Source organism: Deltaproteobacteria bacterium GWC2_65_14, assembly GCA_001797615.1.
In the GTDB taxonomy this organism is placed as follows: Bacteria; Desulfobacterota; Deferrimicrobia; order Deferrimicrobiales; family Deferrimicrobiaceae; genus GWC2-65-14.
Genome location: MGPV01000042.1, coordinates 90,431 through 102,276 on the forward strand (window position 1 = coordinate 90,431; position 11,846 = coordinate 102,276).

At 59.8% G+C, this 11,846-nt stretch carries 14 protein-coding genes and 1 tRNA gene (1 of these 15 cut by a window edge); 12 read left to right on the forward strand and 3 right to left on the reverse strand.

The window, feature by feature from the left end:
* Positions 1-35: 35 nt before the first annotated feature.
* The 10 genes from A2X88_02075 (at position 36) to A2X88_02120 (ending at position 9,080) form a co-directional block, all read left to right on the forward strand.
* On the forward strand, positions 36-992 hold the full coding sequence (locus A2X88_02075) for a tryptophan--tRNA ligase (protein OGP33879.1): 957 nt from the start codon (positions 36-38) through the stop codon (positions 990-992).
* An 80-nt stretch (positions 993-1,072) separates the two neighbouring features.
* Complete coding sequence (locus A2X88_02080; protein OGP33912.1) at positions 1,073-1,825, forward strand: hypothetical protein; 753 nt, start codon at positions 1,073-1,075, stop codon at positions 1,823-1,825.
* Positions 1,791-2,756 (forward strand): SMC-Scp complex subunit ScpB, encoded by a 966-nt coding sequence (locus A2X88_02085; GenBank protein OGP33880.1) that lies wholly within the window; start codon positions 1,791-1,793, stop codon positions 2,754-2,756. Before A2X88_02080 ends, A2X88_02085 begins: the two co-directional genes overlap by 35 nt.
* Entirely contained in the window at positions 2,753-3,721 is a 969-nt protein-coding gene (locus tag A2X88_02090; protein ID OGP33881.1) for a hypothetical protein, read from the forward strand. Before A2X88_02085 ends, A2X88_02090 begins: the two co-directional genes overlap by 4 nt.
* Before the next feature lie 38 nt (positions 3,722-3,759).
* Positions 3,760-3,836 (forward strand) — tRNA-Met (locus A2X88_02095).
* Between the two features lie 382 nt (positions 3,837-4,218).
* Entirely contained in the window at positions 4,219-6,459 is a 2,241-nt protein-coding gene (locus tag A2X88_02100) for a hypothetical protein (GenBank protein ID OGP33882.1), read from the forward strand.
* Positions 6,460-6,541: 82 nt separating this feature from the next.
* A complete protein-coding gene (locus tag A2X88_02105) occupies positions 6,542-7,894 on the forward strand; it encodes a hypothetical protein (protein ID OGP33883.1) in 1,353 nt (450 codons plus the stop codon).
* A gap of 214 nt (positions 7,895-8,108) precedes the next feature.
* Positions 8,109-8,303, forward strand: a complete 195-nt coding sequence (locus A2X88_02110) for a hypothetical protein (protein ID OGP33884.1) — start codon at positions 8,109-8,111, stop codon at positions 8,301-8,303.
* Positions 8,304-8,344: 41 nt separating this feature from the next.
* Positions 8,345-8,671, forward strand: coding sequence for a hypothetical protein (locus A2X88_02115; protein OGP33885.1), 327 nt, complete (start codon positions 8,345-8,347; stop codon positions 8,669-8,671).
* Positions 8,672-8,678: 7 nt separating this feature from the next.
* Positions 8,679-9,080, forward strand: coding sequence for a hypothetical protein (locus A2X88_02120; GenBank protein ID OGP33913.1), 402 nt, complete (start codon positions 8,679-8,681; stop codon positions 9,078-9,080).
* Positions 9,081-9,629: 549 nt separating this feature from the next.
* On the opposite strand, the gene A2X88_02125 is transcribed toward A2X88_02120, so the two are convergent.
* Complete coding sequence (locus tag A2X88_02125) at positions 9,630-9,818, reverse strand: hypothetical protein (GenBank protein OGP33886.1); 189 nt, start codon at positions 9,816-9,818, stop codon at positions 9,630-9,632.
* Between the two features lie 75 nt (positions 9,819-9,893).
* Between A2X88_02125 and A2X88_02130 the strand changes: the two genes are divergently transcribed.
* Complete coding sequence (locus A2X88_02130; protein ID OGP33887.1) at positions 9,894-10,274, forward strand: DNA-binding protein; 381 nt, start codon at positions 9,894-9,896, stop codon at positions 10,272-10,274.
* Complete coding sequence (locus A2X88_02135) at positions 10,253-10,573, forward strand: nucleotidyltransferase (protein OGP33888.1); 321 nt, start codon at positions 10,253-10,255, stop codon at positions 10,571-10,573. Before A2X88_02130 ends, A2X88_02135 begins: the two co-directional genes overlap by 22 nt.
* A 277-nt stretch (positions 10,574-10,850) precedes the next feature.
* On the opposite strand, the gene A2X88_02140 is transcribed toward A2X88_02135, so the two are convergent.
* Positions 10,851-11,285: an osmotically inducible protein OsmC gene (locus A2X88_02140; protein ID OGP33889.1), complete on the reverse strand. Its 435-nt coding sequence runs from the start codon at positions 11,283-11,285 to the stop codon at positions 10,851-10,853.
* A gap of 162 nt (positions 11,286-11,447) precedes the next feature.
* Positions 11,448-11,846: the 3' end of a hypothetical protein gene (locus A2X88_02145; GenBank protein OGP33890.1), read on the reverse strand. 531 nt of this gene lie beyond the right edge of the window; only the last 399 of its 930 coding nucleotides appear in the window; the start codon falls outside the window, past its right edge; its stop codon occupies positions 11,448-11,450.

Genomic DNA, 11,846 nt, shown 5'->3' on the forward strand with positions numbered 1-11,846 from the left:
GGGGAACTCCATTGCGCAAACGGGTACTGAGCGGCATGAGGCCGAGCGGCAAGCTCCACCTGGGGCACTACCTGGGGGTCCTGGTGAACTGGAGGAAGCTCCAGGAGGACCACGACTGCTTCTTCTTCGCCGCCGACTGGCACGCGCTGACGACCGAGTACGAGAACAGCGGGGTGATCCGGGAGAGCGTGGACGACATGATCATCGACTGGATGGCGGCGGGGATCGACCCGGAGAAGGCGACCCTGTTCGTCCAGAGCCATCTCCCCGAGCATGCGGAGCTGCACCTGCTCCTCTCCATGATCACCCCGCTTCCCTGGCTGGAGCGCAACCCCACCTACAAGGAGCAGCTCCGGGAGCAGGCGACGCGGGACCTGCACACCTACGGGTTCCTCGGCTACCCGGTGCTCCAGGCGGCCGACATCCTGATGTACGACGCGTCGCTGGTGCCGGTGGGGATCGACCAGGTCCCCCACCTCGAGCTGACGCGGGAGATCGCCCGGCGGTTCAATTTCCTCTTCGGGGAGACCTTCGCCGTCCCGGAGGCCTACCTGACGGAGACCCCCAAGCTGATGGGGACCGACAACCGGAAGATGAGCAAGACCTACGGGAACGCGATCCTGTTGTCCGATACGGCGGAGGAGGTCTGGGAGAAGGTGAGGCCGATGGTGACCGACCCGGCCCGGGTCCGCCGGAACGACCCCGGGAACCCGGAGATCTGCAACGTCTTCGCCTACCATAAGATCTTCTCCGACGAGGAGACGATCCGGAAGGTGGACGTCGGGTGCCGGACGGCCGGGATCGGCTGCATCGAGTGCAAGAAGTGGATGTTCGACCATATGGAGAAGGTGCTGGCCCCGGTCCGGCAGCGGCGAAAAGAGATCGTGGAGAGCGGGACTTCCGTCCGGAGGATCCTGGACGAGGGGACGGAGCGGGCCCGCAAGACCGCAGCGGCCAAGATGAAGACGGTGCGGGAGGCGGTCCGGATCTGACGATGAAGAAAGAAGAAGCGGGACGGGAACATGGCGGCGCGGCGGGCGATCGCCCCGCAGGGGACGATTCCGGGCAGGGGATCCGCGTCACGCTCGAGGTCTTCGAGGGCCCCCTCGACCTCCTGCTCCACCTGGTCCGGGAGGACCGGCTCGATATCCACGACATCCCGATCGCGAGGATCACGGAGCAGTACCTGGCCTACCTGGACCTGATGCAGTCGCTGAACCTGGACGTGGCCGGCGAGTTCCTCGTGATGGCCTCGACGCTGCTCTACATCAAGTCCCGGTCGCTGCTTCCCCGGCATGGCGACGAGGCGGAGGCGGAGGAGGACCCGGAGATCCTGCGGGCCGAGCTCTCCCGGCGTCTCGTCGAGTACGGAAGGATCAAGGAGGCGGCTGCCCGGCTGGGGGAGAGGCCGCTGCTGGGGCGGGAGGTGTTCGCCCGGGACTTCCCCGGGGAGGAGGTCCCAGAGGGTGAGGTGCTCCTCACGGAGCTCTCGCTGGCCGATCTCATCACCGCCTTCAAGGATGTCCTGGAGAGGATGCCGCAGCAGGAGGCGGTCGACATCTACGTGGACCGGCTCCCGATCGCGGACGCGATCGCCTTCCTCCTCGACCGGCTCCGGGAGGACGGGGCGATCCGGTTCGACCGGCTCATGGAGGAGTTCCCGACGAAGAACGAGCTCTTCTCGTTTTTCCTGGCGATCCTGGAACTGATCCGACTGAGGACGGTCAAGGCCTACCAGGCCGCGCCGATGGGGCTGATCACCATCGTGCCGGCCGTGCGGGAGGGTGACGATGGACGAGGTCACGAAGAATCCGGCGCAGGGTGAGGCGGAAGGCGGTGGAGGGCCCCGGGAAGGCGGGGAGGATTACGCCCGGGCGGCCTCCATCCTCGAGAGCCTTCTCCTGGTCTCCGCGAAGCCGCTTTCCTTCGATCGGATCGGCCAGCTGCTCGGAGGACTGGGGAAATCCGAGGTGCGGCAGGTCGCCGCGATCCTCAAGGCGAAGCATCCCCCGGAGTCCTCCGGAATCCTGGTGGAGGAGGTCGCCAGGGGGCTGCAGCTGCGGACGAACCCGGCCAACCAGGAGCATGTCCGCAGGCTCTTCGAGACGAAGCCCCCCCGGTTCACGAGGCCTTCCCTGGAGTCGCTGGCGGTGGTCGCCTACCGGCAGCCGGTCACCCGGCTGGAGATCGAGCAGATCCGCGGGGTCGACTGTGCCGCCTCGCTGAAGACGCTGATGGACCGCCGTCTGGTGAAGGTGGTGGGGAAGAAGGATGTGGCCGGCCGGCCCTTCCTCTTCGGGACGACCCGGGAGTTCCTGGAGGTGTTCGGCCTGGAAAGCCTCTCCGACCTCCCCTCGATGCGGGACATCGAGGATTTCCTCGCGACGGCGACGGGGGCGCTCGTTCCCGCGGCGCCCGGGCAGCCCGACCTCTTCCCCGGGTACGACGATACCCTCCAGGAGGGTGGAGAGGAGCTGGCCGAGGAGCTCTCTCAGGCGGAGCACGGGGAGCCGCTGCTGTACACAAGCGGCGTTCTCCCGGAGGGAATCTCGGACGACCTGCTGGCGGACGCCGCCTCCCGCGGAGGAGTGATCTATGCGGACAAGGAGGAGCTTTCCGCCCCGGGCCCCTCCCAGTCGAAGTACGAGTTCGCCGCGGGGTTCCTCACCTTCGATCCCGCCGAACCGCTGGTGACGGAGCACAACGACATCCCGGAGGGGCTCTCCGACGACGAGCCGGAGCGGCCGGAGGATTGACGGGCGAGGGGATGGAACCCAAGGATGGGCAGAGGCTGAACCGGTTCCTCTCGCAGGCCGCGGGGGTCTCCCGCCGCACGGCGGACGGGATGATCCGGATGGGCCGGGTGACCCTGGGGGGATCGCGGGTGAACGAGCCCGGGACCCTCTTCGACCCGGACCGCGGGGAGGTCCGCCTCGACGGCAACCTGCTCGCATTGATCCCGGAGGAACCGCTCTACCTGATGGCCTACAAGCCCGACAAGGTGGTCACCACGATGAAGGACAAGGAGGGGCGCAAGACCGCCGCCTCCCTCGTGGGGTCCCTCTCCTCGCGGGTCTTCCCGGTGGGACGTCTGGACTTTCACACCACGGGACTCCTGCTCTTCACCAACGACGGGGATCTTTCCTACCGGCTCACTCACCCGAAATTCGGGGTCGACAAGACCTACGTCGCCAAGGTGAAGGGGACCCCTTCGCAGGGGAAGCTCGGCGTCCTTCGGCGGGGGCTCCCGATCGACGGGGTGATGACCAACCCGGCCGGGGTCAACCTCCTGGAGGCGAGGGAAGGGAAGGCCTGGGTCTCGATCCGGATCGCGGAAGGAAGGTACCAACAGGTCCGGAAGATGTTCGACGCGATCGGGCACCGGGTGATGAAGCTGAGGCGGGTGGCCGTCGGCCCGATCGAGTTGTCGAACCTGGAGCCGGGCGGCTGGCGTTATCTCACGGGCAAGGAGGTCCGGGAGCTGTTCGCCTACCTGGAAAAGAAGGAGCGGGAACCGGAGCGAAGCGGTCCCCGCCCCGTTTCCGCCGTGCCCCGCGGGGAGAAGAAGGGCCCTCGTCAGCCCAAGCCGGAATGGAAGAGGCAACCCAAGGATTCGGGGGAGCGCGGGCCCAAGGGAGAGGATCGGACCACACCCCGGCCCGGACCCTCGCGGAAGAAATCGTCCTCCGGGGACAGCCGGTTTCCCCGTTTTAAAACTTGACGCCGGAACGCTCACGGTGTCTAATGTAATATTCATGGCGCGGGGTGGAGCAGTCCGGTAGCTCGTCGGGCTCATAACCCGAAGGTCCCAGGTTCAAATCCTGGCCCCGCTACCAACAAAATCAAGGGGTTACGGGCGACCGTAGCCCCTTTTCTCTTTCCCCGTGGCCGATCTGTTCAATACCTATTCGCGAAATTAAGGTCACATCCCCTGCGCCCTATAGGCGCCCCCCAAAGACGCTGACCTCGCTCCACCCGGCGGATTTCCCCTTGTGCGGACGGAAATCGGCGGAAGTCCAACCTTTAAAGAAATTAAAGGAATACGAGAATTCTTCCGATGAATAACCCATGTGTGGTTCTGGAAAATATCGTTTCAGTGACCTACCTCTGAAAACGCTCAAAGGATGACCGCGATATGAGGACCGCTTTTGCCTCCGGTGATTTGAAAGAAGGGGTGAGATGATGGAAGGCTTTACCCGACGGGAACATCCTCGGGCCTTGGTGGTCGATGACGAAGAAGTCATCCGCCTGATTGCGACGACCACACTCGAGCAGGCGGGATTTACCGTGGAACAGGCCGGGAATGGATTGCAGGCGTTGACTTCCTTCGAGAATTTTCACCCCGATCTTATTTTAATGGACATCATGATGCCGGAGATGGATGGTTTTACCGCTTGTGCTGAAATTCGCAAGCGAGAAAATGGAAAAACAACGCCAATCCTGGTCATGACACACCTGGGCGACATTAAATCCATCGATCGTGCCTACGATGTAGGTGCTACAGACTTTATCTCAAAACCGGTCAATTGGGATGCCCTGCACCATCGAGTCCGCTACTTGATGCGTGCTTCTCATGCAGTGAATGTCGTGAAGGAGTATGAAAGTCGCTACCGGGATCTTTTCGACAAGATCCCCCTGGGACTTTTTCGAGCTTCTCCTGACGCCAAATTAATAGATGTAAATCCTGCGCTCTTGAAGATGGGTGCATATGAGGATAAAGAATCCTGCCTTCGGATAAATGTCCGCGATGCCTGTGTGAATCCGGAGGATTTTTCAAGATTCATGGATCTTCTGATGAAGCAGGGTGTAGTGCATAATTTCGAATCTCAAATGTACCGATCCGATGGGGAAATCCGATGGGCGGATATCAACGGGCAGGTGGTGCTAGACGATGAGGGGAAAATTATTTGTTTTGATGGAAGCATTCAGGATATCACCGAGCGCAAAGAGGCAGAGCGGGCCGCACAGGAGAGGACTCTCCTGAACCAGGTCCTTTTGGACGGCTTGCCGTGCGTGGCCCTCCTGCTCCGCTCTCGCACGCGGGAAATCGTGGCATCGAACAAGGCCGGTCGTGAAATCGGCGCCATTCCAGGGACGGAATGTTTTTCCACTTGGGGGAAACGCAAAGATCCCTGCCCGTGGTGCCTTGCTCCTGTTGTTTGGGAAAAAGACGAACCGCAGCACCAAATAGTCGAAACCCCGGAAGCCGTATTGGACGCACACTGGATACCGGTCACGCAAGGTCTCTACATGCACTTCGCCTTCGACATTACCGAGAGCAGGCGGACGGAGAAGTTACTCAGAGAGAAAGAAGAACAACTCCGCCAGGCGCAAAAGATGGAGGCGGTTGGAAGACTCGCAGGGGGGATTGCCCATGACTTCAATAATCTCCTCACGGCGATCAACGGCTACAGCGATTTGCTGTTCTCCCGTCTTAACGAGGCCGATCCGTTGTGCTTTGAAGTGGATGAAATCCGGAAGGCCGGGAAACGGGCCACCTCCCTTACGCGCCAGCTCCTTGCGTTCAGTCGCAAGCAGGTGTTGCAGCCGAAGGTCCTGAATCTCAATGCCATTATTCTCAACGTGGGAAATCTGTTGAAACGTTTGATTGGAGAGGACGTTGAGCTGGAGACTTTCCTCGCGGAAGAATTGGGCAGTGTAAAGGTAGATCCCGGCCAGGTCGAACAGATCCTCATGAATCTGGCAATCAACTCCCGTGACGCCATGCCGGGAGGGGGAAAGCTTACCGTGGAGACGTCGAACCTGGAGATCCATGAAGACTACCCCCGGGAGGGGGCTCTTGTGCATGCCGGCCGATATGTGACTCTGGCGGTGACCGATACGGGATGTGGAATGGACGAGGCTACGAAATCCCACCTCTTCGAGCCATTTTTCACGACCAAGGAAGTCGGGAAAGGTACCGGGTTGGGGCTTGCGACGGTGTATGGAATCGTAAAGCAAAGCGGCGGTTATATCTGGTGCTATACCGAGGTCAACAGGGGTACTTCTTTTAAGATCTATTTCCCAAGGGTGGAGGAAAAAGCGGAAGCGTTACCGCATAAATGCAATTCCTCAAAGGACGTATTGGGAGGCACGGAAACTGTACTGGTGGTGGAAGACGAGGAGGCGGTACGTCATCTGGTTTCCAATATCTTGGAAATGAAAGGATACAACGTGTTACAAGCTCCGAATGGAGCAAAGGCCTTGGAATTGAGTGAATTCTTCAAGGACCCGATACACCTCGTGGTGACCGACATTGTGATGCCTGGGATGACAGGTCCGGAAGTGGCAAAAAGGATATCGGAAAACCGATCTGATGTAAAAATTCTATTTGTTTCAGGGTATTCGGATGGAGCAATCGCTCATCAGGGATTGCTTGATGCGAATGCCGCATTTATTGGGAAGCCATTTGGGATAGAAGTACTGGCACAAAAAGTACGTGAAGTGTTGGATTCCTAGTACTACTTTGTTAGATAATTGTTGACCATCGCACCGAAACGGCATATCCTCCAGGAAGAAATCCCTTTTCCCGGGAGGATCCATGTCGATCCCGAAGACCGGTCCGGAACCGCTGGTTGAATTGGAGAAGTTTCTTGAACCCTTCGGAAGACTGGTCCGTCGAGCCGAAAGCCGCCACGCCCTCGAACGATACGCTACGGGCCTTCTGTCGGCCGCGGAACGCAAGACGGCATCCGGTCTGGGACGGTCCCTCCCGGGAACCAACGGACAACGCCTGCAGGAGTTTCTCACCCGAACCGCCTGGGATCCCCGGGAGATGGACGAACTCCGGCTCCAACACATGAGTACGTTTGCTGCCGTGGGCGACGGGATCCTAATCGTCGACGACACGGGGTTCGCCAAGAAGGGCACCGACTCCGTGGGAGTCGCCCGTCAATATTCGGGGACCTTGGGACGGGTGGACAACTGCCAGGTGCTGGTGACGGCCCATTACGTGGATCGGGTATTCGACTGGCCCGTGACCGCTCGCCTCTACCTGCCGGAGAGTTGGGCATCGAATCGATCTCGTTGCCGGAAGGCCCAGGTCCCCCGGAGGACGATCTTTCAGACCAAGGGAGAAATAGCCTTGGATCTGATCGACCGGGCGAGAAAGAACGGTGTGCCGTTCCGGGCCGTGGTGGCGGATGCGGGATACGGAGATCAGTCGTCGTTGCTGGACGGACTGGTAGCCAGAGGGATTCCCCACGTGGCGGGAATATCCAGGACAACGCGGTTTCGTCTGGCGGAAGAGGTGGACCAGGATCCCGGGGACGATCCTCCCCCCGCGTACACCGGCAAAGGAAGACCCAGAAAGGGGAAAACGATCCGGGACCGTGTTCCCGCCCGGGAGGCAAGTGCGATCCTGGAGGGTCTTCCGCCGCAAGCTTGGGAGCGAACGGCCTGGCGGGATGGAACGAAGGGGCCTTTGGTGAAGGAGTTCGCAAAAGCCGAGGTGTTCCGGTGCGGTTATCGCGGAGCCCCTCTTCCCGTTCGAGGATGGCTTCTGGGAGAGCGGTCCTGTACCGGATCCCGGAGCGAGGAGGATCGGAAATATTTCTTCTTGTGGGGGCAGGTGGATCGGCCGCTCCGGGAATGGGTGGAGATGGCTCATTTGCGGTGGGTGATCGAGCGGTTCTATCAGGACGCCAAGGGAGAGTTGGGACTGGACCATTACGAGGGACGGCTGTGGACGGGGTTTCATCGCCATGTCGCTTTGGTCATGCTGGCCCACTCGTTCCTGACGCTCAGGCAGAGCTATGGACCAGAGGTGCTGGGTGTCGGTGAAACCCCGATACCACCCGGCGGGGCGGGAGATGCCACCCCGCCCCCGCCGTTGCGGGGTTTCCCCCCCACGGGGGCGCAAGAGCATGGCCTTTCTGCGCCGGATAGTCCTTGAGGAACTGTTCCGACAAGTTGTGGACATCATCAGGGATCGCGATGGACCATATCTAACAAAGTAGTATTATAGATATGACGACGCTGCAGCCCAGTATTTTGGCCACCTCCTCGGGTCTGATCAACGATCATTCACTAACTCGTCATCTATATGTTAAACACATTATCCGAAAATAATCATTGCCTGTCAAGATGAAATGTTTAACAATCGACTCATGATCAAGAAGGAACGCTTTCTGGGACTTCGTCTGACCGGGGCTCTGGCCGAAGCGCTGGAGGCTTATTGCGCCAAGGAGGAGCGCAGCCTTTCTTCCGCTGTCCGGTATCTGGTTGCGAAGGAGCTTGCGCGACTGGGTTATCTATCGGAGGAAAGCGAACCCAAGAAAAAAACGAAGGCCGGTGAGCGCTGACATTGAAGGCCCATAGTTGAGGCGAAAGGCGAGGTGAACAAATGAAGGCGTCCGGTGTCCAGAAGAAGATCGACACCATGGTACGGCGGATCGTCAAACGGTTCGGACCGGAACGGATCGTACTGTTCGGGTCGCACGCCCGGGGAGATGCCGGGCCCGATAGCGACGTGGATCTTCTGGTCGTCATGCCTGTGCGGGGGTCGAAGCGGAACAAGGCAATCGAGATCGCGGTGGCGCTGGACGACATTCGGATACCGAAGGATATCATCGTGACGACGCCTAACGAGTTTGCCTGGCGGAAGGAGATCGCAGGAACGATCGAAAAGCCCGCTGCACGGGAAGGGAAAGTGGTGTATGCCAGACCGTGAACGCATAATGCAAGTCGTTGGCGAATGGACGGCCAAAGCGGGAAACGACCTGAAGACCGCAACCCACACGCTGATCTTGGGCGCAGAGTGCCCGACGGATACCGTATGTTTCCATGCGCAACAGTGCATCGAGAAGTCGATCAAGGCGTATCTCGCTTCGAGGAACATTGATTTTCCGAAGACCCATGATCTGGGCCGGCTCATTTCGCTGATGCCGAAAAACGTCCGGCCGAAGCTCTCGGTTCCGGAGCAGCGCAGGCTCACTGCCTACTCGACGGAGGCGCGCTACCCGGGCTATTTCGAGGAGATCTCTCTGACCGAGGCGCGACGGGCGGTCGCCCTCGCCCGACGCGTCCGCAAGGAGATCGGGAAACACTTGCCTAAGGTAAGGAAGAAAAGAGGGGAGTGACAGATCGCTGGAGCAGGGCTCGCGGAAACGGGCGACCTGGTGAATCGCCGTTCATCGATGTTTACCGATAGTTTACCAACGTTAACCCGTTTTTCTGAAAATCCGTTCCACTTGCCTTGGGAGCAAGGGTCGGCGGTTCAAGTCCGCCCGTCCCGACCATGTTTTTCAAGCACTTACGCATTTTCACTCCCTGAATGAATCTTCATTTGTGACTGGGTTGGTCCGGTTTTCTCCGATCGATTCCTCGTGCATTTCTACTATAGGGGTGATACGACCACCCCCATGAGGGCCACATTGATCCGTCATTCCTACAGGACATCTCTAAGTGGAGGGCGAAGAAATGAAGATCAAGAAATTGAGCATCGGGATCCGGAGCGTCGATCAGGTCATGGGGGATTTCGCGAAGGCGGCCAAAGCATTGGAGCGGGGAGAGCCGGTATCGAAGAAGGAAGGACTCTACTTCACCGATCTTCGCGCTTTCCGGCGGGCCCTCACCGACCAGCGGCTTGCCATCCTGCGTACGATCAAGGAACGCAATCCAGACTCGGTCTACGAGCTGGCCAAGATCATCCAAAGGGATGTCAAGAATGTTTCGGCCGACCTGTCAATCCTGGAAGAGTTGGGACTTGTCGAACTCAGAAAGACGAAAACACTGCGGGGGAAGGTCAAGCCGTCGGTCCCGTACGACTCGATCCACTTGGACATCGCGGTATTACGGCTGGACGAACACTCATCCATCATTCCCGTGCCGTACGGTAGGACGCCCGCGGGAAATCGATTCAGGTCCTGCTCGTTGCCTGCTATAGTCTACCAATGGAGAAACGTACGAAAGAATGGCTTCGGCAGGCCGATTACGACATGGATACGGCCGACTACATGCTCCAGGGCGGACGGCATATTCATGCGGTTTTCATGTGCCACCTGGCCGTCGAAAAGGCGTTGAAGGGGTGGTACTACGAGAAACGCCGGGAATTTCCGCCGAAGTCGCACAGCCTGGTTTTTTTGTTGAACGAGATCGGCATCATGCCTCCCGAAGCGCACGGACGATTCATCGTAAGGCTGAGCGAGGCCAGTATTCATACCCGCTATCCGGAAGACTTGGCGAAGGTCGAGCGCGATTTCACCGGAGAGATCGTTGCAGGCATTCTTGCAGGAGGCCGGGAGGTCATCGCATGGATAAAAACGCAGTTGTAGAAATCGTCGATCGGTTTCGCAAGGGCCTTGAGGCGCGGGGTATACGTCCGGAAAAGGTCATATTGTATGGATCGTACGCTAAGGGTGTCGCTACGGCAGTGAGCGACATCGACGTGGTGGTCATTTCCAGCGATTTTTCCGGCAAGGGGTTTTGGGAGAGGGTAGAAATCCTGAGCGATGTCATTTATGAGATGTTTGCGCCGCTCGATGCCGTGGCGCTGACGCCGGATGAGTGGGAAAGGGGAGATTCCTTCGTCGTTGACTTTGCGCGAAACGGAGAGGTCCTCTTCGCAGCGTAGCTCCTCGATGAATCTCCACTCATCGAAGTTTACCGTAAGTTTACCACTGCCCGCCCATACGGCTTATTTGCTCTATACTCCGTATACCGATGGTTCATTCGTAAGTACTTAATAATGTGAAACTTAATTCGATACGGTTGCTTCCGGGCAACCTCTCCACTTGCCTTGGGAGCAAGGGTCGGCGGTTCAAGTCCGCCCGTCCCGACCATGTTTTTCCAGTCAGAATCGCCGCATCCGGCAGCCTGTTGCCGTCAGGATACGGGCAATCCCCCCGCACCTACCCGATGGCCGGCTCGAGAACAACCTCCGTCCGGAGGGAGTTCGAGACGAGGCAGTTTTTTTCCGCCTTGTGGAGGATCTCCTCCGCCTGCTTGCGGTCCGCTCCGGGCCGCAGCGTGACCCGGGGGCGGACGACGATCTTCGTGAAGACGAGCCGTTCGTCCACGAACTCGAGGAGCCCCTCCGCCTCGCTCTCGTACCCTTCGAAGGCCAGGCCCGCGCGTCCGGCGAAGGCCAGGAAAGTCGTCATGATGCAGGAGTTCACGGCGGCGACGTAGAGGTCCTCGGGCGACCAGATCCCCTCGTGCCCCTTGAACTCGGGGGGGGTCGCCACCTCGACGGGCGGCTTCCCGGCCACGGTCAGGGTGCCCTTCTTCTCGCCCGTCCATCGGACGGAGGTCGCGTACTTGTAGCTCTTGGGGCGGATCGCCATCGGTCGCTCCTTTCCCGGTCAGTAGATGAGGCGCGCCCGGATCGTGCCGGGGATCGCCTCGAGGTCCGAAAGGGTCCCCGTGTTGGGGCCGTCCACGTCGATGATCGCGTAACCGACGGCCCCCCGGGTCTGCAGGTGCTGTCCGGCGATGTTGACGTTTCGTCACGCGAACATGTCGTTGATGCGGGCGAGCATCCCGGGGATGTTTTCGTGTATGTGCGAGAACCGGTGGAGATACGCCCTCCCCAGCGGCTGGTAGACCGGCAGGTTGACGCTCGTGATGGTGGCGCCGGAGGCAAAATAGGCCGCGATCCGCTCCGCGACGAAGGTGCCGATCCCCGCCTGGGCCTCTTCCGTGGAACCCCCGACATGCGGTGTCGGGATTACGTTGGGCAATCCCTGCAGGGGGGAAGCGAAAGGGACCTTGCCGCTTTCCGGCTCCTCGGGGAAGATATCGACGGCGGCTCCCTTGATCCTGCCTTTCCGGATGTGGCGGGCGAGGGCCTCCACGTCCACCACGAATCCCCGGCTCAGGTTCAGGAAGATGACCCCCTTCTGCAT

Coding starts and splice junctions, on each gene's coding strand:
- A2X88_02075 (OGP33879.1), top strand. CDS start 36: ATGAGGCCGAGCGGCAAGCTCCACCTGGGGCACTACCTGGGGGTCCTG.
- A2X88_02085 (OGP33880.1), top strand. CDS start 1,791: ATGGACGAGGTCACGAAGAATCCGGCGCAGGGTGAGGCGGAAGGCGGT.
- A2X88_02105 (OGP33883.1), top strand. CDS start 6,542: ATGTCGATCCCGAAGACCGGTCCGGAACCGCTGGTTGAATTGGAGAAG.
- A2X88_02110 (OGP33884.1), top strand. CDS start 8,109: ATGATCAAGAAGGAACGCTTTCTGGGACTTCGTCTGACCGGGGCTCTG.
- A2X88_02115 (OGP33885.1), top strand. CDS start 8,345: ATGAAGGCGTCCGGTGTCCAGAAGAAGATCGACACCATGGTACGGCGG.
- A2X88_02120 (OGP33913.1), top strand. CDS start 8,679: ATGCAAGTCGTTGGCGAATGGACGGCCAAAGCGGGAAACGACCTGAAG.
- A2X88_02125 (OGP33886.1), bottom strand. CDS start 9,818: ATGGATGAGTGTTCGTCCAGCCGTAATACCGCGATGTCCAAGTGGATC.
- A2X88_02130 (OGP33887.1), top strand. CDS start 9,894: ATGGAGAAACGTACGAAAGAATGGCTTCGGCAGGCCGATTACGACATG.
- A2X88_02135 (OGP33888.1), top strand. CDS start 10,253: ATGGATAAAAACGCAGTTGTAGAAATCGTCGATCGGTTTCGCAAGGGC.
- A2X88_02140 (OGP33889.1), bottom strand. CDS start 11,285: ATGGCGATCCGCCCCAAGAGCTACAAGTACGCGACCTCCGTCCGATGG.